The sequence below is a fragment of the Pseudomonas sp. CJQ_9 genome (assembly GCF_043106615.1).
Taxonomy (GTDB): Bacteria; Pseudomonadota; Gammaproteobacteria; order Pseudomonadales; family Pseudomonadaceae; genus Aquipseudomonas; species Aquipseudomonas juntendi.
The window spans coordinates 1-22075 of sequence record NZ_JBICMS010000002.1 but is presented as its reverse complement, the minus strand read 5'-3'; the positions used below and the strand labels follow the sequence as shown (position 1 = coordinate 22075).

Below are 22075 nucleotides of genomic sequence, written 5' to 3'. Positions count from 1 at the left end.
CAAAAGGTGAGGTAAACGCAGTGTAAGCCACTTGAACGCTTCATGCGTTGTGTTCAGGGCAACTGACTGCGGTTAGAACGAATAGTTTTGTCGCATCCCGAAGCGCTCGAGGCACGTGCGGCTCGGCTATCATGGCGATTTTTCCAGGAGACCCCAACCCATGGCCAAGGCCAAGCGCATGTATGGCTGCACCGAGTGCGGCGCGACCTTCCCCAAATGGGCCGGCCAGTGTGGTGAGTGCGGGGCCTGGAACACCCTGGTCGAAACCATGATCGAAAGCGGCGGTGCCGCTGCGCCCAGCAGTGGCCGCGCCGGTTGGACCGGGCAGCAGGCACAGATAAAGACCCTGGCAGAAGTCAGCGTCGAGGAGATCCCCCGTTTTACCACCAGCAGCACCGAGCTCGACCGTGTGTTGGGTGGCGGCCTGGTAGATGGCTCGGTGGTGCTGATTGGTGGCGACCCCGGCATCGGCAAGTCGACCATTCTGTTGCAGACCCTGTGCAATATCGCCGTGGGCATGCCGGCACTGTATGTCACTGGCGAGGAGTCGCAGCAACAGGTGGCCATGCGCTCGCGCCGCCTGGGCCTGCCCCAGGACAAGCTCAAGGTCATGACCGAAACCTGCATCGAGACGATCATTGCCACAGCACGTGTCGAAAAGCCGCGGGTAATGGTGATCGACTCCATCCAGACCATCTTCACCGAGCAGTTGCAGTCAGCCCCTGGTGGTGTTGCCCAGGTGCGTGAAAGCACGGCGTTGCTGGTGCGTTATGCCAAGCAAAGCGGCACGGCCATCTTCCTGGTCGGCCACGTCACCAAGGAGGGCTCGCTGGCCGGCCCGCGGGTGCTGGAGCACATGGTCGATACCGTGTTGTATTTCGAGGGCGAGTCCGACGGCCGCCTGCGCTTGCTGCGGGCGGTGAAGAACCGCTTTGGCGCCGTCAACGAGCTGGGCGTGTTCGGCATGACCGACCGTGGCTTGAAGGAGGTATCCAACCCGTCGGCGATCTTCCTCAACCGTACCCAGGAAGAAGTGCCGGGCAGCGTGGTGATGGCCACCTGGGAAGGCACCCGGCCCATGCTGGTCGAGGTGCAGGCGCTGGTGGACGACAGCCACCTGGCCAACCCGCGCCGGGTCACCCTGGGCCTGGACCAGAACCGCCTGGCCATGCTGCTGGCGGTACTGCACCGCCACGGCGGTATACCCACCCACGACCAGGACGTGTTCCTCAATGTGGTGGGCGGGGTCAAGGTGCTGGAAACCGCTTCGGACCTGGCGCTGCTGGCGGCGGTGATGTCCAGCCTGCGCAATCGGCCACTGGCCCATGGCCTGCTGGTGTTCGGCGAGATCGGCTTGTCGGGCGAGGTACGCCCGGTACCAAGCGGGCAGGAGCGCTTGAAGGAAGCGGCCAAGCACGGCTTCAAGCGGGCGATCGTGCCCAAGGGCAATGCACCGAAGGAGCCGCCAGCGGGGCTGCAGGTCATTGCCGTGACCCGGCTGGAGCAGGCCCTGGATGCATTGTTCGAATAATTTGTAGCCTGTTCTGGCCCTATCGCCGGCAAGCCAGCTCCCACAGGTTCTGCCCATCTTGTGGCAAGCAGCTGTGAGCCCTGATGCGAGCCCTGTGGGAGCTGGCTTGCCGGCGATAGGGTCAGCCCAGGCAAACGAAAAAGGGGGCCGATGATGCGCATCGGCCCCCCACCTCACCGCTCAGGCAACCCTCAATGCTCGGCCACCGCCGCAGGGCGTCTGACCGTTTCGTTGCCATGCTCGTCCAGCTCCAGCATCGGTACCTCGTTACCCTCGGCATCGAACAACTTGCCATCCTTGAAGTAGTCGCCATCGCGCAGTGCAGAAATGTCCGAATACTGGATGGTGCGCTCGTAGGCCGCAGCGAACACCGACTGGTTTTCCGAGTTGCCGGTGGTGAAGTGGTTGAAGATCAGGTTCAGCAGGATGGCCATGATCGCCGCCGAGCTGATGCCCGAGTGGAAAATGGTCTCGAACCAGTTCGGGAATTGGTGGTAGAAGGTCGGCGCGGCGATCGGGATCATGCCGAAGCCCAGCGAGGCCGCGACGATGATCAGGTTCACGTTGTTCTTGTAGCTGACCTTGGACAAAGTGCGGATACCACTGGCTGCCACGGTGCCGAACAGCACGATCCCTGCACCGCCCAGTACCGGGGTAGGGACAGCGGCAATGACCCGGCCCATGATCGGCAGCAGGCCGAGGACCACCAGGATCAGGCCACCGGTAGCCACCACATAACGGCTCTTGACGCCGGTAACGGCCACCAGGCCCACGTTCTGGGCGAATGCGCTTTGCGTGAACGAGCCGAAGATCGGCGCCAGAATGCTCGACGCCATGTCGGCACGCAGGCCGTTGCCCAGGCGCTTGGAGTCGACCTTGGTGTCGATGATCTCACCCACGGCAAGGATGTCGGCCGAGGTTTCCACCAGGGTCACCATGATGACGATGCACATCGACAGGATGGCGGCGATGTGAAACTCGGGCATGCCGAAATGGAACGGCGTGGGGAAGGCGAACATCGGGCCTTCGGTGACCTTGCTGAAGTCGGCCATGCCCAGCGCCCAGGCGATCAATGTGCCGACCACCATGGCCAGCAGGATCGACAGCCGCGAAATGCTCGCGCTACCCAGTTTGCTCAGCAGCAGCACAATGGCAAAGGTCAGCGCCGCCAGGCCGATATTGGCCACGCTGCCGAACTCGGGCGAAGCGCTGTTGCCGCCCATTACCCAGCGCGCGGCGACCGGCATCAGGGTCAGGCCGATGGTGGTGATGACGATACCGGTCACCAGGGGCGGGAAGAACTTGGTAATGCGTGAGAACACCGGGGTAATCAGAAAGCCGATCAGCGATGCCGCCATGACCGCGCCGAGCACCCCCGGCAAGCCACCGCCACCTTCGCTGCTGAGAATGGCGCCCATGGTCGCCACGCCCGCGAACGACACGCCCTGCACCAGCGGTAGCTGGCAGCCGAAAAACGGCAGACCCAATGTCTGCAGCAGGGTGGCCAGGCCACCGGCAAACAGCGAGGCGGCGATCAGCATGCCGATTTCGCCACCGTTCAGGCCAGCGGCCTGCCCCAGGATCAGGGGCACCGCGACGATCCCCCCGTACATGGTCAACACGTGTTGCAGACCATAGGCCAGGTTAGCGCCCAGCCCGAGGTTTTCGTCCTCGGGGCGTTGAGCGGGAGACGTGCTAGGGGACGTAGTCATGGAGCAGGCTCTCTGTTTATTGTTGTGGCGCTACTGTAGACACTTCCCATGATCGATTGCCACAAGAATTGTATACAATATTTTGATCGGAGCGCGCACAAGTGCCGCATCAGGGTGTGCTAAAACCCAATGCATGAGCCGTACCAACTTGTTTAAAGCTGTACTAGAGGGGTGTGTACAAAGTCCTGCTACCCAGGCCTAAAGCTGTCTGAGTAGACAGGAAACACAAAGTGGGAAGGCCCTTAGCTAGCTAAGAGATTTCATTCTTCGATCAATTCCCGCAGCTCACGCATCATTATGGTGCCGTCGCCCAGGTTCAATTCCACAAGACGGTGCAGATGGGTCATCGATTCGACATCGATGTATAGGCAAATGAAACCTAGCTGGGTCTGCTCTTCGTGGCGTAGTTCGACCTGCATGGTCACCTGCGTTTGCTCGTCCAGCGTAATGATTGCGTCGAAGTTCTGGCTCAGGTCGGCATCCCATTGCTGCGGGCGTTCCACCAGCAGCCCCTTGAGCGAAATGTCCAGCAGCTTGGAAGACCAGCATCGGGAGCCTTGGTGAAGTTTGGTAGGGGCGTCGAAGCAGATTCGCTGGAAACGCCTACGTTCGTCGTGATCGCTCATGGGTAAGGCCCTCGGGTGGCATCCTGATCAGGTGATGAAGGGTTTGTGCATCAGGTACTGCAATCTGGCCGCAGAGGCTCTAGACCAAAGCAAGTGTGGCAATGCCGCCTGACTCGCCCTAGACTCGGTGGGCGGTCTTTCCAATCCAACAGCTGGAAGCTAACCATGAACAACAATAATAGCCTGCTACGCCACATACCGTGGCTGGCGCTGGCAGTCATAGGGGCCTGCGCGCTGGGTGTTGTTGCCCTGCGTCGCGGTGAGGCGATCAATGCCTTGTGGATCGTGGTCGCGGCAGTGGCCATCTACCTGGTCGCCTATCGCTACTACAGCCTGTTCATCGCCACCAAAGTGATGCAACTCGACCCGCGCCGTGCCACCCCGGCGGTGCTCAACAACGACGGCCTGGACTACGTTCCGACCAACAAACACATTCTGTTCGGCCATCACTTCGCCGCCATCGCCGGCGCTGGCCCACTGGTGGGCCCGGTGCTCGCCGCGCAAATGGGCTACCTGCCCGGCACGCTGTGGCTGATTGCCGGCGTGGTGCTGGCCGGTGCAGTGCAGGACTTCATGGTCCTGTTCCTGTCCACCCGCCGCAACGGCCGCTCGCTGGGCGACATGGTGCGCGAGGAAATGGGCCGCATTCCGGGCACCATCGCCCTGTTCGGCTGCTTCCTGATCATGATCATCATCCTGGCGGTGCTGGCGCTGATCGTGGTCAAGGCCCTGGCCGAAAGCCCATGGGGCATGTTCACGGTAATGGCGACCATCCCGATCGCGATGTTCATGGGCATTTACATGCGCTACATCCGCCCGGGCCACATTGGTGAAATCTCGATCATCGGCGTGGTACTGCTGTTGGCCTCGATCTGGCTGGGGGGCCAGATTGCGGTTGACCCGGTATGGGGCCCGGCGTTCACCTTCACCGGTGTGCAGATCACCTGGATGCTGGTCGGTTACGGTTTCGTGGCGGCGGTGCTGCCGGTGTGGCTGGTGCTGGCGCCGCGCGACTACCTGTCGACCTTCCTCAAGATCGGTACCATCATCGCCCTGGCCATCGGCATCCTGGTGACCATGCCCGAGCTGAAAATGCCGGCGCTGACCCAGTTCACCGATGGAACCGGCCCGGTATGGAAGGGCACCCTGTTCCCGTTCCTGTTCATCACCATTGCCTGTGGTGCGGTGTCTGGCTTCCACGCGCTGATCTCCTCGGGCACTACGCCCAAGCTGCTGGATAACGAAACCAACGCCCGCTACATCGGCTATGGCGGCATGCTGATGGAGTCGTTCGTGGCCATCATGGCCATGGTGGCTGCGTCGGTGATCGAACCTGGCGTGTACTTCGCCATGAACAGCCCGGCAGCCGTGGTCGGTGCCGACGTGGCGTCGGTCGCGCAGACCGTGAGCAGCTGGGGCTTCCTGATTACGCCCGAGCAACTGGAGGCGGTGGCCCGCGACATTGGCGAGCACACCATCCTGGCCCGTGCCGGGGGTGCACCCACGCTGGCGGTAGGTATCGCGCAAATCCTGCACCAGGTGCTGCCGGGTGAAAACACCATGGCGTTCTGGTACCACTTCGCGATCCTGTTCGAGGCGTTGTTCATCCTCACCGCAGTCGACGCCGGTACCCGTGCCGGGCGCTTCATGCTGCAAGACCTGCTGGGCAGCTTCGTGCCAGCCCTGAAACGCACCGAGTCGTGGGGTGCCAACCTGCTGGCCACCGGTGGTTGTGTAGCGTTGTGGGGTTACCTGCTGTACCAGGGCGTGATCGACCCGCTGGGCGGCATCAACACCCTGTGGCCGCTGTTCGGTATCTCCAACCAGATGCTGGCGGGTATCGCCCTGATGCTGGGCACCGTGGTCCTGATCAAGATGAAGCGCGAGCGCTACATCTGGGTCACCCTGCTGCCGGCAGCCTGGCTGCTGATCTGCACCACGGCGGCGGGCCTGATCAAGCTGTTCGACCCGAACCCGGCGGTAGGTTTCCTGGCCCTGGCCAAGAAATACAGCACCGCCTTGGACGCCGGCCAGGTTCTGGCCCCGGCCAAGGACATCGGGCAGATGCAACACGTGATCTTCAACGCCTACACCAACGCCGGCCTGACCATTCTGTTCCTGCTGGTGGTGTTCAGTGTGCTGTTCTTTGCCATCAAGGTCGGTTACGCCGCCCTCGGCCGCAAAGAGCGCAGCGACAAGGAAACCCCGTTCCAGGCCCTGCCTGACGCTTGAGAGGACTACTGTCATGTTCAACGACCTGGGTCGACTGGGTAAGTACCTGGGGCAGGCCGCCCGCCTGATGGTCGGCATGCCCGACTACGACAACTATGTCGAGCACATGCACAAGACACACCCGGACAAGCCGGTCATGACGTATGAGCAGTTCTTCCGCGAACGTCAGGAAGCACGTTATGGCGGCAAGTCCGGGCCAAAGTGCTGTTGAGTCTCAAGCGTTAAGCTGTTCCGGCCTCATCGCTGGCAAGCCAGCTCCCACGGGCACTTCACAGGCCTCAAGGTTTGTGCAGTGCCTTTAGGGCGCTCTTTCAGGTACTGCCCAGGCGTCAAGGTTTGCGCGGTACCTGTGGGAGCTGGCTTGCCGGCGATGGGGCCTGTGTTATTTCCGCACAGGAGATGTTCTGCGTGCAGACGCCCATTCCCGTAACCATCCTCACCGGCTTCCTCGGTGCCGGTAAAACCACCTTGCTCAAACACATGCTCAAGGCCGAGCACGGCCTGAAGCTGGCGGTGATCGAAAACGAGTTCAGCGAAGCCGGCATCGACAGCCAGTTACTGGGCGACCAGCCGGTGCAGGTGATGACCCTGGCCAACGGCTGTGTGTGCTGCAGCATCCACGGCGACCTGACCCGCGCCTTGTACCTGCTGCTCGAGCGCCTGGATGCCGGCGAAATCGCCTTCGACCGCCTGGTGATAGAATGCACCGGCCTGGCCGACCCGGCGCCGGTGGCGCAAACCTTCTTCATCGACGAGGAACTGCGCGAGCGCTACATCCTCGACGGCATCATCACCCTGGTCGATGCCAAGCATGCCGAGTTGCATCTGACCCAGACCATCGCCCAAGCCCAGGTCGGCTTTGCCGATCGCCTGTTGCTGAGCAAGACCGACCTCGTCGAGCCGGCTGCGGTCCAGGCCCTGCGCGATCGCCTGGCCCGTATCAACGGGCGGGCGGCGATCCGTGTGGTCGAGCACGGCCGCATCGACCTGGCAGAGCTGCTGGATGTGCGCGGTTTCAACCTCAACCCCGACCTGGGCGCAAACCTGAAACCCTCGCTGCGCCCGGTGCTCAAGCCGGCCACCCCCGACCGCATCGGCACCCTGGTGTTGCGTACCGAAGCCGCGCTGGATATCGACCGCCTCAGCGGCTTCATGAACGACCTGCTGGAAACCCATGGCAAACAGCTGCTGCGTTACAAGGGCGTGCTGAACATTGCCGGCGAGGACCGCAAGCTGGTGTTCCAGGGCGTGCTCAAGCTGTATGGCTTCGACTGGGACGCCGAGTGGGCCGAAGGCGAAACCCGCGAAAGCGTGATGGTCTTCATTGCCGATGACCTGCCCGAGGCTACGATTCGGGCTGGGTTCGAGGCGCTGGCTGAGGGCTGACCCGGCGTGGCGAGGGTGGCGCGAACCACTGCGGCCACGAGCTGCGGTGGCGCGTTTGCACCTCGATGCAGGGGATCAGCCGCTCGCTCAGCACGGCGGTTTGCCCCACGGCCTTGGCAGTGCGGTACTTGATGCTGTGGATGCACTCGCGGTCGCCGAACTCGCAGCGGTTGAGCGCGGTGCCCCCACAGGGGCCGTTGGCCAGGCCCTTGGGGCAGGTTTCCGGGCAGGTGTACAAGGTGTCTTCCAGGCGGCAGCGGCCGCAGGTATCACAGCCAACCAGCGGGCGCTTAACACTGCGCTCCAGGGTGTGCAGCACCTGTGCGCCAAGGCGGGTCGTCCACAGCGGCTGGCGCACCGCCCAGCCAAACGCCTTGCTCAGGCTGTTGCGGCGGCTGAACAGCAGCCCATGCATGCCATGCATCAGGTGGTAGCGGGCTTTTTCCTTGAACGAGGCAGCGACCCTTGATTCGCCCTGGCGCCAGTTGGCCTGGGGTGGATGGAAGGTGACTGCCGGCAGCCCCGGCATCTGCCAACTGGCTTGCCAGGCGGGCGCCCATTGCTCCAGGGTGTGGACTTGCGTTTGCCAGTACGCCAGTCGCGCTTCAAGGGCAAGCAGCTGCTTCAGGTCGTGGATGCCCGACAGGTGCACGCCGGCGTACCCCATCAGCTTCGTACCGATGATCTGCAAGGCAAGGCGGTCAACGCTGCGCGCCTGGGCAAAAGCCTTGGACTGCGCCATTTCCGCTTCGAGCATTTCGCGCATGGAGGGGGTAACGGTCACGCCGGCGACGTGGTCGAGCATCGCTGCGCGGCCATGGGTGAGGCTCATGAGGCAGGCCAGCATGGGTTTGGGCGCGGCCTGGCGACGCATCCAGTGCATGGCTTCCTGGTGTTTGGCTGCGTCGAAGCCCAGTTGCAAGGTGAGGAAATCGGCCCCCGCAGCCAGTTTTTTCTCGGCCTTGAAGTACTGCGCGCCGCCTTCTTCCTCGTGGTACTTGAACGGGTTCAGCGCCGCGCCCAGCAACCAGTGCGGGCAGGCCTGGCGGGCAATCTGCAGCGCGGCCACCGACTCCAGGTAGCGCACCGGGCGCTGGCCGGGTTCATGCCCGGGCAAACGGTCACCGGTCAGCAGCAGCAACTGGTCGAGGCCGGCCGCCGCCATGCGCTGCAATTGCGCGAGCAAGTGGTGGCGTTCGCGGTCCTTGCCGGAGAAGTGCGGCAGGGCCGGCACCGGGCGGTCGAACGAGGCCAGGGCGTCCAGCGGCGACATGTCCAGCGGGCTGCCGACGCGGTCGCCGATGGCCACGGTCATTGGCCAGCCGCACAGCTGCGCACGGTCCATGATCGCTTGCATGGCGGCGAAGCGTTCTGCAGAGGCTTTGGGCACAAACTCCATGACACAGACGAAATGGTGTTCACGCAGCGCGGTTTTCAGCAGGCTCATGAGGCCGGGCACCTGGTATGGTCAGGGTGGCATTGTGCGGCAGAAGGCGCAGGAGGTCATGTCCGCATGCGCAGGCTGGTGCTCTGAACAAGACACTGGGCGACCTCTGCGCACACGGCATCATGAGAATTTCTTGGGTTCATCTCAAATTTTATGAGTTTGTATCAACCCTACGATCCGCTGGAAAATCCCCTCATTAATTGGAGCATGCTGAGGGGCGACACATGGCACTGGCACACAACCTGGGCTTTCCACACATTGGCGGCGACCGCGAACTGCGGGCCCGCCACTGGCAAGTGCAGAAAGACGCCGGTATCGAACTGCTGCCCGTCGGCGAAACCAGCCAATATGGCCACCTGCCGGGCACCGATGACCAGCCGTTTGCCCTCAATTGGGAACCCTTGTTCGAAGAGGTGGAGCATGCCAACGCGCTGGGCCATGCCATCAAGCCTGTCGTGATTGGCCCGTTGACCTACCTGTGGCAGGGCCAAGCCCGCAACGCCGACTTCGACAAGCTGGAACTGCTCGATCGCCTGCTGCCCCTGTATGATCAGGTCCTCAACCGCTTGGCTGCGCTGGGCGTCGAATGGGTCCAGATCGACGAACCGATCCTCGCCCAAGACCTGCCACAGGACTGGAAAAACGCTTTCGAGCGCGTCTACAACATCCTGCAGCGCGCACCGCTGAGGAAGTTGATTGCCACCTACGCCGGTGGCCTGGATGGCAACCTTGGCCTGGCCGCCAACCTGCCAGTCGATGGCCTGCACATCGATCTGGTGCAGGCACCCGCACAGTACCAAGCCATCCTTGACCGCCTGCCGGCCTATAAAGTGCTGTCGCTGGGCCTGGTTGATGGCCGCGATGGCGCGCCTTGCGAGTCGGACAATGCCCTGCGGCTGTTGCAAGACGCCCATGAACGCCTGGGGGCGCGGCTTTGGCTGGCGCCGGCCTGTTCGCTGGCGCATGGCACGGTAGAGGTGGCTGTGCAGAAGTGCCGCGAAGTGGCTGCGCTGGCCGCTTCGCTGGAGCAGTACCGAGTCGCGGCTTGATCATCTGCTGCTTGTGCCGGCCTTTTTCGCGGGCTCGCCCGCTCCCACAGGTACAGCGCATGTTTTGAAACCTGCGCTGTACCTGTGGGAGCGGGCGAGCCCGCGAAAAGGCCGGGCCTGCTTAACTCAAACGCCGCTCAACGTTCGATAGCCAGTGCAACGCCCTGGCCACCGCCAATGCACAAGGTCGCCAGGCCTTTGTGGGCATCGCGCTTGATCATCTCGTGCAACAAGGTCACCAACACCCGGCAGCCGGACGCTCCAATCGGGTGGCCCAGGGCAATCGCCCCGCCGTTCACATTGACCCGGGCCGCATCCCACTCCAGCGCCTTGCCCACGGCCAGTGCCTGTGCAGCAAAGGCTTCGTTGGCTTCAATGAGGTCCAGTTCGCTCAGCTGCCAGCCGGCCTTGTCCAGGCAGCGCCGCGTCGCCGCAACCGGGCCGATGCCCATGATCGCCGGGTCTACCCCGGCACTGGCATAAGCGGCGATCTTCGCCAGCACCGGCAGGCCCAGGGCCTCGGCTTTGGTGGCGCTCATCAGCAGCACCGCGGCAGCGCCGTCGTTCAGGCTGGAGGCATTGCCAGCGGTGACGCTACCGTCTTTCTTGAAGGCCGCGCGCAGCTTGCCCAGCGATTCGGCAGTGGTGTCCGCGCGCGGCTGCTCATCACGGGCGAACACTTTCGGCTCGCCCTTCTTCTGCGGCAGCACGACAGGGGTGATCTCCGCATCGAAGCGGCCGGCCTCGATGGCAGCGAGTGCCTTGCGTTGCGACTCGGCGGCAAAGGCATCCTGCTGTTCACGGCTGAGGCCGTACTCGTCCACCAGATTTTCGGCAGTGATGCCCATGTGGTAGTCGTTGAAGGCATCCCACAGGCCATCGGTGATCATGCTGTCGATCAGCTGGCCATGGCCCATGCGCTGGCCGGTGCGGGCCGAGGGCATCACATAGGGGGCCAGGCTCATGTTCTCCTGGCCACCGGCAATCACCACCTCGGCGTCACCGCAGCGGATGGCCTGGGCCGCCAGGTGCAGGGCTTTCAGGCCCGAGCCGCAGACCTTGTTCAGGGTCAGCGCCGGTACGCTGAAGGGCAGGCCGGCCTTGATCGCGGCCTGGCGTGCCGGGTTCTGCCCGGCGCCGGCGGTCAGCACCTGGCCAAGGATGACTTCGTCGACCTGTGCCGGGGCCAGCCCGGTCTGCTCCAGCAGGCGCTTGATCACGGCGGCGCCGAGGTCGACCGCAGGCACGTTGGCCAGGGCACCCTGGAAGCTGCCGATGGCGGTACGGGTTGCAGCGACGATGACCACGTCGTTCATGTTGTTGTTCTCCGTGCGGTGGGCGTAGGGCTTCAAGCATCGGTGCCCTGGGCTTATTTGTTAAGTTTGTTTTTCTTTGAGATTGATGTGAAAAGCAAATGAGTGGCCGCGCGGCGGGCCACCCCGGTTTTGCATCGCCCGGATCACCCCGTAATATGTGTCGGATAACCTGCGGGGGTAGTCTCACCCTCTGATCAACAGGAAACGCCCATGAGGCGCTTCCCCGGCATAAACCTGACGAGGTACAGACATTGGCCATCATTCATCCTAAGGTTCGCGGTTTCATCTGCACCACGACTCACCCGAAGGGCTGCGAGCTCAACGTCCGTGACCAGATCGAAGCCACCCGCAAGCTGGGCGTGCGCGAGGATGGTCCGAAGAAGGTCCTGGTCATTGGTGCTTCCAGTGGCTATGGCCTGGCAGCACGCATTACTGCAGCGTTCGGTTTCAAGGCCGACACCCTGGGCGTATTCTTCGAAAAGCCAGGCACCGAAACCAAGGCCGGCACCGCTGGCTGGTACAACGCTGCGGCGTTCGACAAGTTTGCCAAGGCCGAGGGCCTGTTCAGCAAGTCGATCAATGGTGACGCCTTCTCCGACGAAGCCCGCGCCAAGGTCATCGAGCTGATCAAGAACGAAATGGGTGGCAAGGTCGACCTGGTCATCTACTCGCTGGCCTCGCCGGTGCGCAAGCTGCCGCAGACCGGTGAAGTGATCCGCTCGGCACTCAAGCCGATCGGCCAGCCGTACAAGTCGACTGCCATCGACACCAACAAGGACACCATCATCGAGGCCAGCATCGAGCCGGCCACCGAGCAGGAAATCGCCGACACCGTTACCGTCATGGGTGGCCAGGACTGGCAACTGTGGATCGACGCCCTGGCGGGCGCCGACGTACTGGCCGAGGGTGCCCGTACCGTTGCCTTCAGCTACATCGGCACCGAGATCACCTGGCCAATCTACTGGCACGGCGCCCTGGGCCAGGCCAAGCAGGACCTGGATGAAACCGCGCTGCGCCTGGACAAGAAGCTGGCCGCTGAAGTGAAGGGCGGCGCCAACGTGGCGGTGCTCAAGTCGGTGGTTACCCAGGCCAGCTCGGCCATTCCGGTGATGCCGCTGTACCTGTCGATGGTCTTCAAGATCATGCAGGAAAAGGGTGTGCACGAGGGTACCCAGGACCAACTGGACCGCATGTTCCGCGACCGCATGTACCGTGCCGATGGCGCCCCGGCCGAAGTGGACGAGAAGGCCCGCCTGCGCCTGGACGACTGGGAACTGCGCGACGACGTGCAGGATGCCTGCAAGGCCATGTGGCCGCAGGTGACCACCGAGAACCTGTTCCAGCTGACCGACTACGCCGGTTACAAGAAGCAGTTCCTCAACGTGTTCGGCTTTGAGCGCGCTGACGTCAACTACGACGAAGACGTAGCTACCGATGTGAAGTTCGACTGCGTCGAACTGTAAGCTCACGGCGTGCTGGCCTCATCGCTGGCACGCCAGCTCCCATTTCGACAGCGGTGCCCTCAAGGCCGTTGTCGGAGCTGGCTCGCCGGCGATGGGCTGCAAAGCAGCCCCGGCAGTTTCAAGCCTTGCGCGACAGTGGCGGTGCAGCAAACGTCACACCCGCCAGGCCGTGCTTGATCAACGCACGAATATTGCCATGGTCACTGCCCTCAGGCGTGGCCAGCACATCCCGATAGTGCTCGCCGAAAGCCAGCAGCGCTTCCTGATCGCTCAGCCCCTCGAGCACTGCCAGGCCCAAGGTTTTGCACGAACCTTCGTTCTGCCCGGCGGCATTCTCGACACCACCATTGTTGAACGCCTGCGGCTGGTAGCTGTAGTGCTCGGCAATGAACGCCAGGGTGTCGGCAAAGGCATGTTGGCCGCTGGCCAGGCTGGCGCGCAGGGTATCTAGATCAGTCACGAGGTTTTCCTTTTTCGAACGCCGCTTGCTGCTCGGCGCTGGCTTCTTTCTGGTATTGGGCTTTCCACTGGGCATAAGGCATGCCGTACACCGCTTCGCGGGCGTCATCCAGGCTCAGGTCGAGCTCACGCTCGTCAGCCGCAGCCTTGTACCACTTGGACAGGCAGTTGCGGCAGAAGCCGGACAGGTTCATCAGGTCGATGTTCTGCACGTCGGTGCGTTTCTGCAAATGGTCGACCAGGCGCCGGAACGCGGCGGCTTCGAGTTCAAGCTGTTGCTGTGGGGTCATGGGGGCTCTCACGTCATGCGGTTCTTCAGGTGGCGGCCACCATTGATGACCACCTGGCTGCCGGTGCTGTACTGGCTGGCGAGCAGGTACTTGACCGTCTCGATCAGTGGCCCGGCGCCGGGTTCGAATTCCAGCAGGGCCTTTTTCAAGGTGTGCTGGCGGTAGGCTTCGTCACCCCCTTCCTTGAGGATCAGCAGCCCGGGAAGGATACCGTTCACATGCACCTTGGGCGCATATTTTTCAGCGAACGACAGCACCATGTTCTGCAGCGCAGCCTTGGTGGCGGCATAGCCAATGTGGCCCTTGCTGCCACGCGAGGAGGTTTCGTCGCAGATGTGAATGATGTCGGCTTTGTCCAGCTTGGCCAGCATCTCGCCCAAGGCCAGGTTGAGGTGGTAGGGCGCCTCTACATGCAGGCGGAACATGGTTTCCAGGTTGTCCAGGCCATCGTCCAGCCACAACGACGCGTTATGGATGATGGCGCGCAGGCCGTCGTACTGCCCGGCCAGGTAGTCGATCAGCGCCTGGCGGTCGTCGGCCCGGCACAGGTCTGCCTGGAACTGCACGATATTCGGGTGGGCCGCCTGTGGCTGTACGGTACGGCTGGCACTGACCACCGTATGGCCGGCCTGTGCCAGTTCAAGGGCCAGGGCCAGCCCGACGCGCTGGCTGGCTCCGGTAACGAGAATTGGGCTGTTCATGTTGGGGGCGGTCAACTTGTCTGTCCTGTGGTTGCCGCCCAGCATACCCGAACTGTTTGCCTGTTGTACGGCCTGGCCTCAGCGGCTGCGCAGGGCGCCCGCGGTGGCCGAAGAGGGCTGTAGCCAACCGGCCAGCAGGCGGGTGGACAACGGGATGAACAGGTACACCATCAGCGGCGTGAGGGCCAGGGTGCTGAGCATCACCCGCGGTACCAGGTCGAGTGCGGCCAGCCAATGGCCGAACGCCATGTTGAACGCCAGCGAGACCGGAAAAAACGCCAGCCAGATGGCCACGGCCTGTTTCCAGCGCGGCGGTTTCTGCACCGTACTGGCGCCAAACCAGTCGTCAATGCCACTGACGCGCGCCTCTTTGGGGCGCTCGAACAGGCCATTGCCGCGCTGCAACCAGGCCCGCCGCGAGGCGGAATGTTCCCAGGCATGCAGGGTGGGCTCATCGCTGAAGCGAAAAATGATCTGGAATTCGTCGCCATCGTGGGGTGGGGCGAGAATGCCCGAGCCCAGGTAGCCGGGGAAGTCAGTGGCCAGCTGTTCGCCCTCATGCAGCCAGGCCAACAGGTCCTGGTAGCGGCCATGCGCGGCGCGGCGCGACACCATCAGGGTAACGGGTGGGGTAGACATTGTGTATCTCCTGGCAACGGGGCTGGCGGGTAGCCGGCCCCTTGGCTGCGTAGCCCGGGGTGGTGGGCGACGCAGGCGAACATGCAAGAATCGGGCGCGGATTATCGCGCAGTTGTGCTGTGTGGCAACTGTCAGCCGGCAAATGGTCGCATCCTGTGCCCGGCGCTGTCGTAGTAGACTAAGCCCTCTATTGCAGCACACAGGATGCCGTGCAGATGAGCGAATTGGGACGCAAGCCGGGGGTCGATGCGAGTTTCGAGCAGCAAGTGCTGTTTCCGATCCGTGAAGTCTCCCGCCTGACTGGCGTCAATGCGGTGACCCTGCGCGCCTGGGAGCGCCGTTACGGTCTGATCCAGCCCATCCGCACCGACAGCGGCCACCGCCTGTATTCCCAAGGCGACATCGACGATATCCGCAGTATCCTCGGCTGGCTGGAGCGCGGGGTGGCGGTCAGCAAAGTGGGCAGCATCCTTGCCCGCAGCCAGGCGCTTGCCGGGCAGGCCACGCGCGCAGTGGACAGTTCGCTAGGCTGGCAGCAGCAGGTGCGCCTGGCAGTGCAACGCTTTGACTTGGCCGGGCTGGGCCGCCTTTATGAGGAGGTGTTTGCCGCCAGCACGCTCGATCAGGTTTTCACTGATGTTTTCATGCCGGTGTGGCACGACCTGGCCGTGCGCCATGGCGGCTACGGCCAGACCAGCGAGTGGCTGTTTTTTGACCAGTTTTTGCGCGGGCGGGTGTTCGCGCGTTTGCAGCTGGCGCCTGCGCCGCGTCGCCACAGCGTACTGCTGGTGCCCTTGCCGGGGCAGTGCCATGAGCTTGAACTGCTGGTCACCAGCCTGCTGCTGGGCAGTGACGACATAGGCGTGACGCCTTTGGTGTGTGGGCAGCCGCTGCAAGAGCTGGCGCTGGTCTGTGAACGGATGAAACCAGACGCCCTCGTGCTGTTTTCCCACCAGCCGCTCACTGCAGAAGTCAGCCGCTATCTGAAGCGGCTGGCGTCGGTGCTGGGCTGCACGTTATTGCTGGCGGGAGAGACAACCGACCAGGCCAGCGGCGGCCTGGCGGGCAGCCCCCTGGTCTGCCTGGGGGCACAAGGCGCGGTAATGCGTCAGCGTCTGCGCCAGTGCCTGGCAGGTCAGCTGGACACCTGAGTGTGCAGTTCGGGGTGGGCGCGGCAATGGGCCTGCAGGATGTAGCCGCGCAGGCGCTCGATTTCTTCCGCTGGGCTTTGGCCAAGGTCGTACGCTGCCAGGTCTGGGCCAATACGCCGGCCCAGCACACCCTGCAGTTCGATCGGCTGGAGGTTGCCGGGGGCGAAGCGCAGGTCGAAACGCGCCGGCGCGCTTGGCAGGCCACGCAGCTCCACCAGCACGCCTTTGAAGGAAATTTCCCGTACCCACAGCCCGCTAGGCGCGCCATGGCCATCGAGCAGGGCGCTGGGCTGTTCCAGCGACAGGCGCCATGGCCGCAGCATGGGGCCATCCTCGTAGATTTCCGGCGAACCCACCTGCAGGTGCAAGGCGTGGAATTCGTCTTCCACCAGTTGCAGCGGAAAGCTGATTTGCTGGTTGTTGAATTGCGCCTGCAAGGTCACTTGTTCATGGGCCACCAGGCGGGTGAGCAAGCTCTGGATGCGGCGGTCGCCATTGACCTGCAGGCTCGACATGGAGTCGGCCAGGTTCAGGGTGGGCGAATGCTGCATGTTCTGAATGAAATCCAGCTCGTCCTGGGTAAGAAGGGCGTCGGCTTGCATGATCGAACTCGGTGGTGGCGATTTCTTCAACGTAGTTGACCGTGCCCGGGGGGCTTGGTTCAGGTGCGTTCGTCGGCTTTCAGACGAGCGCGCAGTTCGGCCAGCTCCCGTTCCATTTCCACCTGGCGGGTAACGTCTTTCTGAATGCCGATGAAGTAGGTACGTCGCTCGGCGTCGTTCCTTACCGCCGTGATCGACAGTTCGTTCCAGAAGGCAGTGCCATCCTTGCGGTAGTTGCGCATCACTTCCCGGCAAGGGCGGCCTTCGGCCAAGGCTTTGCGAATGCGTGCACGCGCGAGTTGGTCACGGTCGTCAGCCTGCAGGAAGCGGCAATCCTGGTAGAGTATTTCGTCCCGGTTATAGCCGGTCAGGCGTTCGAACGCGGCGTTGACATAGATGAGGATGGTGTCGTCGCCTTCCTGTTCGGCAACCACGATCCCGTCATGGGATGCATCGACCATCGATTGCAGCAGTTTTGCGTTGATCATGTTCAGGCCATACGGCAGGCAGAAAAATCGGACGTGCTGTAGCAGGCGGCTTTGGCAGAGGCGGCCTTTTGCCAGCGCTGAATGCTAGTATCCTACGTTTTCACTCAGTTTCGGAATCCTCTCCCCGATGAAAGTCGCCATTATTTCCGGATCGGTCTATGGCACCGCCGAAGAAGTCGCCCGTCATGCAGAATCGAAGCTCAAGGCCGCTGGTTACCAAGCCTGGCACGCCGCACGTGCCACTTTGCAGGACCTTGAAGGTTTTGCCCCGCAGGCCCTGTTGGCCGTGACATCGACTACCGGTATGGGTGAGCTGCCGGACAACCTCATGCCCTTGTACAGCAGCCTGCGTGACAGCCTGCCAGCGGCCTTCCATGGCCTGCCGGGTGCAGTGATTGCGCTGGGCGATTCCAGCTATGGCGATACCTATTGCGGGGGCGGCGAACAGCTGCGCGAGCTGTTTGCCGAGCTAGGCGTGCGCGAGGTGCAGCCGATGCTGCAGCTGGATGCCAGCGAGACGGTGACCCCGGAAACGGATGCCGAGCCGTGGTTGGCCGAGTTGGCTAATACCTTGAAAGGCTGACGGTCAGGTTCAGCAAGTATGGGCCTGCTGCAGGTGAGTGCCCGGGCAGACCTGCCAGCCAGGCCCCGATTCATGCCTCGCTGTCGGGTACCGGCCATTCGCGCAGCAGCGCCAACCACGCTTGCGCGGCCCGCGACAAATACGCGCCACGCCGCCAGATGAAGGCAATGTCCCAGCGCAGGTCCCCCGGTGAGCGCAGGGGCATACGCACCACACCAGGGCGTTCCAGGGCTTTTGCCACCACCCGGGGCAGCAGCACAACGCCCTGGCCTGCCGCGACCAACGCTGCCAGGAAATCCGCCTGGCCACTGCGCCCGCCTTCCGTCGGGGTGAAGCCCTGCTGCTGGCAGGCTTTCACCAAACGGTCATTGAGCACGAAACTGCGCTGGTAGAGCAGGAACGGCGTTGCGGCCAATTGCTTCAGGTGCACCCCGCCCAGGCCTGCCAACGCATGCTCCGCCGGTAGCAGGGCATCCAGCGGCTCATTGCAGAACGGCTGGTATTCGAACCCGTCGTCGCTGGGCGTAAGGCTGCCACCGAGCTCCAGCTCGCCACTTCTGACGGCCTGCTCGATGCTACGGCTGCCACCCTCAACCAACTGGATGGCGATGTTCGGGTGGCGTCGCCGGTATTCGGCGAACAAACCGGCGAACAGCGCATCACTGCCCAGCATCGGCAAGCCCAGGCGCAGTTCGCCACGCTCCATCTGGCTCAGATCGTCCAATTCGTTGAGCAGCGCCTGGCGTTGGCGCAGCAGGGCCTCGCCGCGCTCAAGCACGATGCGCCCGGCGGCGGTCAGGTGCAGGTGGGATGCCTGGCGTTCCAGCAGCGGCTGGCCCACATCTTGCTCAAGCTGCGCCACTTGCTTGCTGACGGCCGACTGACTGATGTGCAGGGTCTGTGCGGCTTGGGTAAAGCCGCCCCGGTGCACCACTTCGATAAAGCTGCGCAGCTGTTTGAATTCCATGTGCCAATTCCATTATGGAATGGTAGCCAGTCTAACAATTCGCTTCTGGCCTAGGCAGCCAAAACTTAAAATGAGGGCCTGTCGAGGAACACCGCCATGAAACCCGCGTTAATGAAAAAAATGCTGCGCCTGCTTGCCGAGCTGGCGACCCTGTGTGCCCTGTTTGCACTCGGTGGCCAGCTGGCCACTTGGCTGGGCTGGCCCATCCCCGGCGGGGTCATGGGCCTGGCGCTGCTACTGCTGTTGTTCGCCGCGGGGGTACTGAAGCCGGCCATGCTGCAATTGGGCGCCGGTTGGTTGATGGCCGAAATGCTGCTGTTCTTCATTCCTGCACTGATGAGCCTGCTGGACTATGGCGCGCTGATCCGGGACGAGGGCTGGCGCATCCTGCTGGTGATCGCCGTGAGCACGCTGATGGTGATGGTGGTGACGGCCCTGACCGTCGAACTTGTGTGCCGCTGGAGCATGCGCCATGAGCCTTGAACCCATGCCGTTGTTCTGGCTGGCGCTGACGTTGCTGGCTTACCTGGGCAGCCGCTGGCTGTACCGGCGCAGCAAGCGCTACCTGCTGTCGCCGCTGATTCTGGTGCCGGTGTTGCTGCTGGCGGTGGCTGTGCCGCTGCACACCGCCTATGCCGAATACGCGCGCAATACCCACTGGCTGATGGGCGTGCTCGGTCCGGTGACCGTGGCCTTTGCGGTGCCGATCTGGCAGCAGCGGGCCATGCTCGCTCGGCATTGGCCGGCGTTGCTGGTCGGCATGCTGGCGGGCAGCAGTGCGTCCATCGCCAGTTCATGGGGGTTGGCGCACCTGCTGGCGCTGGACAGTGCGACCAGCCTGTCGCTGGTGCCGCGTTCCATCACCACGCCCTTTGCCATGCCGTTGGCCCATGACCTGGGCGGTGTGCCCGAGCTGACGGCAGTGTTCGTGATGTTCACCGGGGTGCTTGGTGCCATGTTCGGTGGCGTGCTGCTGCGTTGGTTGCCGCTGCGCACGCCGTTGGCCCGGGGGGCATTGTTCGGCGTGGGCGCGCACGGCGCCGGCGTCAGCCGGGCCCAGGAAGTGGGCCGCGAGGAAGGCTCGGTGGCCGGCCTGGTCATGGTCCTGACCGGGCTGCTGAACCTGTTCGCGGCACCGCTGCTGGCCATGTTGCTCTGACCGTTCATGCCACTGACTCGCTCAGTCATCAAGCTGGCTGGCAACGCAAGTTCCACCCCTGGTAGGGCTGGCTAGACTCACCCTCGACATAGAGAGCACATGAAAGTGCCGAGGTGACATGCAATGACCGCAGCCTTGCCCTATCCAGTCCACATCACTTAACCGGGTTACCTCTGATGCCTTTGGCCGAAATTCCATTGTGCGTCTGGCGTACCCGGGGTCAGAGCTTCACATTCCGGGGCCAGAGCATCCGCTACTGGACCGCAGGGCAAGGAGAGCCCCTGCTTCTTTTACACGGCTTCCCCACCGCCAGTTGGGACTGGCATTACCTGTGGGGGCCTTTGACGCAGCGCTTTCGGGTGATTGCCTGCGACATGCTCGGCTTTGGCGATTCGGCCAAACCGGTCGACCACGCCTACAGCCTGATCGAACAAGCCGACCTGCAGCAGGCGCTGCTCGCCCACCTGCAGGTGGACCAACCGGTGCATCTGCTGGCTCACGACTATGGCGGCAGCGTCGCTCAGGAACTGCTGGCGCGGCACCATGAGCAGCGCGCCGAGGTAGCCAGCTGCGTATTTCTCAACAGTGGCCTGTTCGCCGAAAGCTGCCACCTGCTGCTGATCCAGAAGTTGCTACTGAGCCGCTTCGGCTGGCTGGTGGGCCGCTCCTTCGGGCGTGACGACCTGGTGCGCAACATGACCCAGGTCTATGGCCCCTGCACCCACCCGAGCGAGAGTGCCCTGGACGATTTCTGGAGCCTGATCGCCGCCAACCGCGGTACGCGCGTGCTGCATAAACTGGTGGGCTACCTGCTGGAGCGCCGCCTGCACCGTGAGCGCTGGGTTACGGCCATGCAGTGCCCAGGTGTGCCCCTGCGGCTGATCAACGGCATGGTCGACCCATTGTCCGGCGCGCACATGCTTGAGCGTTACCGGCAACTGGTGCCACAGCCAGACACCGTGCAACTGCAGGGTATAGGCCACTACCCGCACACCGAGGCGCCGGTGCAGGTGCTGCGGCATTACCTGGCCTTTCGTGAGCAACCGCTGAGCTTTTGCAAGGCGAAAGTGGCGTGGTCCTGAGCGGGCCTCATGGCCCGGCGTTATTACCAGGCATTCAGCCTGCGTGAGCTTGATTGTCTGCTTGCCGCCGGCGGCAGACACTCGGCTCACCTGAACCTGCCTGGAGCCCTTGGCATGAGCGAGCCTGTTCTTCTGCAAGATCGTGTGGTGATCGTTACCGGCGCCGGTGGCGGCCTGGGCCGTGCCCACGCGCTGCTGTTCGCCGCGCGCGGGGCCAAGGTGGTGGTCAACGACCTCGGCGTTTCCACCCACGGGGAGGGCGCCAGCGCCAGCGCTGCTGATCGGGTGGTGCAGGAGATTCGCGCCGCCGGGGGCAGCGCGGTTGCCAACCATGACTCGGTCACCCAGGGGGCCCGCATTGTCGAGCAGGCGCTGGATAGCTATGGGCGCGTCGATGTCGTGGTGAACAACGCCGGCATCCTGCGTGACAAGACCTTCCACAAGATGGACGACAGCGACTGGGAGCAGGTTTACCAAGTGCATGTCGAAGGCGCCTACAAAGTTACCCGCGCGGCCTGGCCACACCTGCGTGAGCAGAACTGGGGGCGGGTGATATTCACGGCATCCACCTCTGGCATCTACGGTAATTTTGGCCAGGCCAATTACGGCATGGCCAAACTGGGCCTGTACGGGCTTACCCGTACCTTGGCCATCGAAGGGCGCAAGCACGGCATCCTGGTCAACGCCATTGCCCCAACCGGCGGTACGCGCATGACCGAAGGGCTGATTCCCCCGCAGGTGTTCGAACGGCTCAAGCCGGAGTTGGTCAGCCCCTTGGTGGTGTACCTGGGCAGCGAGCAGTGCCAGGGCAGCGGCGAGCTGTTCGAGGTGGGCGGGGGCTGGATCGGCAAGGTGCGCTGGGAGCGTAGCCTGGGGGTGGGTTTCGACCCGCGCGAAGGCTTCACCCCCGAGCAGGTCGCGCAGCAGTGGGGGCACATTGGTGATTTCGAAGGGGCAGTGCACCCGCAGGACAGCTTGCAGGCACTGCAGCAGATGATGGCCAACCTGCAGAAATACCCGTTGTAAGGCCATTGTAGAAGCGGGTTTACCCGCGAAAGGGGCGGGCCTGCGGGCCAGTTTCTGCCAGGCACTGTGCGTCGCCGGTACCACCGTATTCGCGGGTGAACCCGCTCCTACATCGATCGATGATACCGGCCCGGCTCCGCAGGGCTGCCGGCCACCCCCGCCCGTT

23 protein-coding genes are annotated in these 22075 nt (G+C 63.3%); 12 read left to right on the top strand and 11 right to left on the bottom strand.

Annotated elements, in window-relative coordinates; genetic code table 11:
- The first annotated feature begins 160 nt into the window (after positions 1-160).
- Positions 161-1531, top strand: a complete 1371-nt coding sequence (radA, locus tag ACF8SD_RS00675; protein ID WP_009681282.1) for a DNA repair protein RadA — start codon at positions 161-163, stop codon at positions 1529-1531.
- A gap of 191 nt (positions 1532-1722) precedes the next feature.
- Here radA and ACF8SD_RS00670 read toward each other — a convergent pair whose 3' ends face one another.
- Both ACF8SD_RS00670 and ACF8SD_RS00665 read right to left on the bottom strand, forming a co-directional pair.
- On the bottom strand, positions 1723-3243 hold the full coding sequence (locus ACF8SD_RS00670) for a nucleobase:cation symporter-2 family protein (RefSeq protein WP_029886890.1): 1521 nt from the start codon (positions 3241-3243) through the stop codon (positions 1723-1725).
- A gap of 260 nt (positions 3244-3503) precedes the next feature.
- Positions 3504-3869, bottom strand: a complete 366-nt coding sequence (locus tag ACF8SD_RS00665; protein WP_173891054.1) for a PilZ domain-containing protein — start codon at positions 3867-3869, stop codon at positions 3504-3506.
- 165 nt (positions 3870-4034) lie between these two features.
- Between ACF8SD_RS00665 and ACF8SD_RS00660 the strand changes: the two genes are divergently transcribed.
- From ACF8SD_RS00660 to yjiA, 3 genes are all read left to right on the top strand, one after another.
- Positions 4035-6101 carry a carbon starvation CstA family protein gene (locus ACF8SD_RS00660; RefSeq protein WP_392483613.1) on the top strand — a complete coding sequence of 689 codons (2067 nt, stop codon included), beginning with the start codon at positions 4035-4037 and terminating at the stop codon, positions 6099-6101.
- A 13-nt stretch (positions 6102-6114) separates the two neighbouring features.
- Positions 6115-6312: a YbdD/YjiX family protein gene (locus ACF8SD_RS00655; RefSeq protein ID WP_009682654.1), complete on the top strand. Its 198-nt coding sequence runs from the start codon at positions 6115-6117 to the stop codon at positions 6310-6312.
- A 197-nt stretch (positions 6313-6509) separates the two neighbouring features.
- Positions 6510-7487 (top strand): GTPase, encoded by a 978-nt coding sequence (gene yjiA, locus ACF8SD_RS00650; RefSeq protein ID WP_173891053.1) that lies wholly within the window; start codon positions 6510-6512, stop codon positions 7485-7487.
- Here the strand turns inward: yjiA and ACF8SD_RS00645 are convergent.
- Positions 7447-8934, bottom strand: a complete 1488-nt coding sequence (locus tag ACF8SD_RS00645) for a methylenetetrahydrofolate reductase C-terminal domain-containing protein (RefSeq protein WP_392483614.1) — start codon at positions 8932-8934, stop codon at positions 7447-7449. The two genes, yjiA and ACF8SD_RS00645, sit on opposite strands and share 41 nt — an antisense overlap.
- A 224-nt stretch (positions 8935-9158) precedes the next feature.
- Here ACF8SD_RS00645 and ACF8SD_RS00640 point away from each other — a divergent pair, with 224 nt between their 5' ends.
- Complete coding sequence (locus tag ACF8SD_RS00640; RefSeq protein ID WP_392483615.1) at positions 9159-9983, top strand: 5-methyltetrahydropteroyltriglutamate--homocysteine methyltransferase; 825 nt, start codon at positions 9159-9161, stop codon at positions 9981-9983.
- A gap of 137 nt (positions 9984-10120) precedes the next feature.
- Here ACF8SD_RS00640 and ACF8SD_RS00635 read toward each other — a convergent pair whose 3' ends face one another.
- A complete protein-coding gene (locus tag ACF8SD_RS00635) occupies positions 10121-11299 on the bottom strand; it encodes an acetyl-CoA C-acetyltransferase (protein WP_173891050.1) in 1179 nt (392 codons plus the stop codon).
- 251 nt (positions 11300-11550) lie between these two features.
- Here ACF8SD_RS00635 and fabV point away from each other — a divergent pair, with 251 nt between their 5' ends.
- The gene (fabV, locus tag ACF8SD_RS00630; protein WP_392483616.1) at positions 11551-12762 is read left to right on the top strand and encodes an enoyl-ACP reductase FabV; all 1212 of its coding nucleotides are present in this window, start codon (positions 11551-11553) and stop codon (positions 12760-12762) included.
- A 118-nt stretch (positions 12763-12880) separates the two neighbouring features.
- Here fabV and ACF8SD_RS00625 read toward each other — a convergent pair whose 3' ends face one another.
- The 4 genes from ACF8SD_RS00625 to ACF8SD_RS00610 are packed head-to-tail and all read right to left on the bottom strand — an operon-like array spanning position 12881 to position 14851.
- Positions 12881-13222: a HopJ type III effector protein gene (locus ACF8SD_RS00625; protein WP_009682661.1), complete on the bottom strand. Its 342-nt coding sequence runs from the start codon at positions 13220-13222 to the stop codon at positions 12881-12883.
- Positions 13215-13511, bottom strand: a complete 297-nt coding sequence (locus ACF8SD_RS00620) for a DUF1244 domain-containing protein (protein WP_009682662.1) — start codon at positions 13509-13511, stop codon at positions 13215-13217. The genes ACF8SD_RS00625 and ACF8SD_RS00620 overlap by 8 nt, the downstream gene beginning before the upstream one ends.
- A gap of 8 nt (positions 13512-13519) precedes the next feature.
- Entirely contained in the window at positions 13520-14257 is a 738-nt protein-coding gene (gene folM, locus ACF8SD_RS00615; RefSeq protein WP_173891048.1) for a dihydromonapterin reductase, read from the bottom strand.
- 33 nt (positions 14258-14290) lie between these two features.
- Positions 14291-14851: an antibiotic biosynthesis monooxygenase gene (locus ACF8SD_RS00610; RefSeq protein WP_173891047.1), complete on the bottom strand. Its 561-nt coding sequence runs from the start codon at positions 14849-14851 to the stop codon at positions 14291-14293.
- A gap of 215 nt (positions 14852-15066) precedes the next feature.
- On the opposite strand from ACF8SD_RS00610, the gene ACF8SD_RS00605 reads away from it, so the two are divergent.
- Entirely contained in the window at positions 15067-16002 is a 936-nt protein-coding gene (locus tag ACF8SD_RS00605; protein WP_392483617.1) for a MerR family transcriptional regulator, read from the top strand.
- On the opposite strand, the gene ACF8SD_RS00600 is transcribed toward ACF8SD_RS00605, so the two are convergent.
- Positions 15987-16604: a hypothetical protein gene (locus ACF8SD_RS00600; protein WP_173891045.1), complete on the bottom strand. Its 618-nt coding sequence runs from the start codon at positions 16602-16604 to the stop codon at positions 15987-15989. The two genes, ACF8SD_RS00605 and ACF8SD_RS00600, sit on opposite strands and share 16 nt — an antisense overlap.
- A 59-nt stretch (positions 16605-16663) precedes the next feature.
- Complete coding sequence (locus tag ACF8SD_RS00595) at positions 16664-17092, bottom strand: PAS domain S-box protein (RefSeq protein WP_173891044.1); 429 nt, start codon at positions 17090-17092, stop codon at positions 16664-16666.
- A 127-nt stretch (positions 17093-17219) separates the two neighbouring features.
- Here ACF8SD_RS00595 and ACF8SD_RS00590 point away from each other — a divergent pair, with 127 nt between their 5' ends.
- A complete protein-coding gene (locus ACF8SD_RS00590; RefSeq protein ID WP_173891043.1) occupies positions 17220-17675 on the top strand; it encodes a flavodoxin in 456 nt (151 codons plus the stop codon).
- 70 nt (positions 17676-17745) lie between these two features.
- On the opposite strand, the gene ACF8SD_RS00585 is transcribed toward ACF8SD_RS00590, so the two are convergent.
- Positions 17746-18642 carry a LysR family transcriptional regulator gene (locus ACF8SD_RS00585; RefSeq protein ID WP_173891042.1) on the bottom strand — a complete coding sequence of 299 codons (897 nt, stop codon included), beginning with the start codon at positions 18640-18642 and terminating at the stop codon, positions 17746-17748.
- Positions 18643-18738: 96 nt separating this feature from the next.
- Here ACF8SD_RS00585 and ACF8SD_RS00580 point away from each other — a divergent pair, with 96 nt between their 5' ends.
- The 4 genes from ACF8SD_RS00580 to ACF8SD_RS00565 all read left to right on the top strand — a co-directional run bounded on the left by ACF8SD_RS00580 (position 18739) and on the right by ACF8SD_RS00565 (position 21909).
- Positions 18739-19125, top strand: coding sequence for a CidA/LrgA family protein (locus ACF8SD_RS00580; protein WP_173891041.1), 387 nt, complete (start codon positions 18739-18741; stop codon positions 19123-19125).
- On the top strand, positions 19115-19801 hold the full coding sequence (locus tag ACF8SD_RS00575) for an LrgB family protein (protein ID WP_054906051.1): 687 nt from the start codon (positions 19115-19117) through the stop codon (positions 19799-19801). Before ACF8SD_RS00580 ends, ACF8SD_RS00575 begins: the two co-directional genes overlap by 11 nt.
- Before the next feature lie 176 nt (positions 19802-19977).
- Positions 19978-20883: an alpha/beta fold hydrolase gene (locus ACF8SD_RS00570; RefSeq protein WP_173891040.1), complete on the top strand. Its 906-nt coding sequence runs from the start codon at positions 19978-19980 to the stop codon at positions 20881-20883.
- 114 nt (positions 20884-20997) lie between these two features.
- Positions 20998-21909 carry an SDR family oxidoreductase gene (locus ACF8SD_RS00565; protein WP_173891039.1) on the top strand — a complete coding sequence of 304 codons (912 nt, stop codon included), beginning with the start codon at positions 20998-21000 and terminating at the stop codon, positions 21907-21909.
- Positions 21910-22075: the final 166 nt, after the last annotated feature.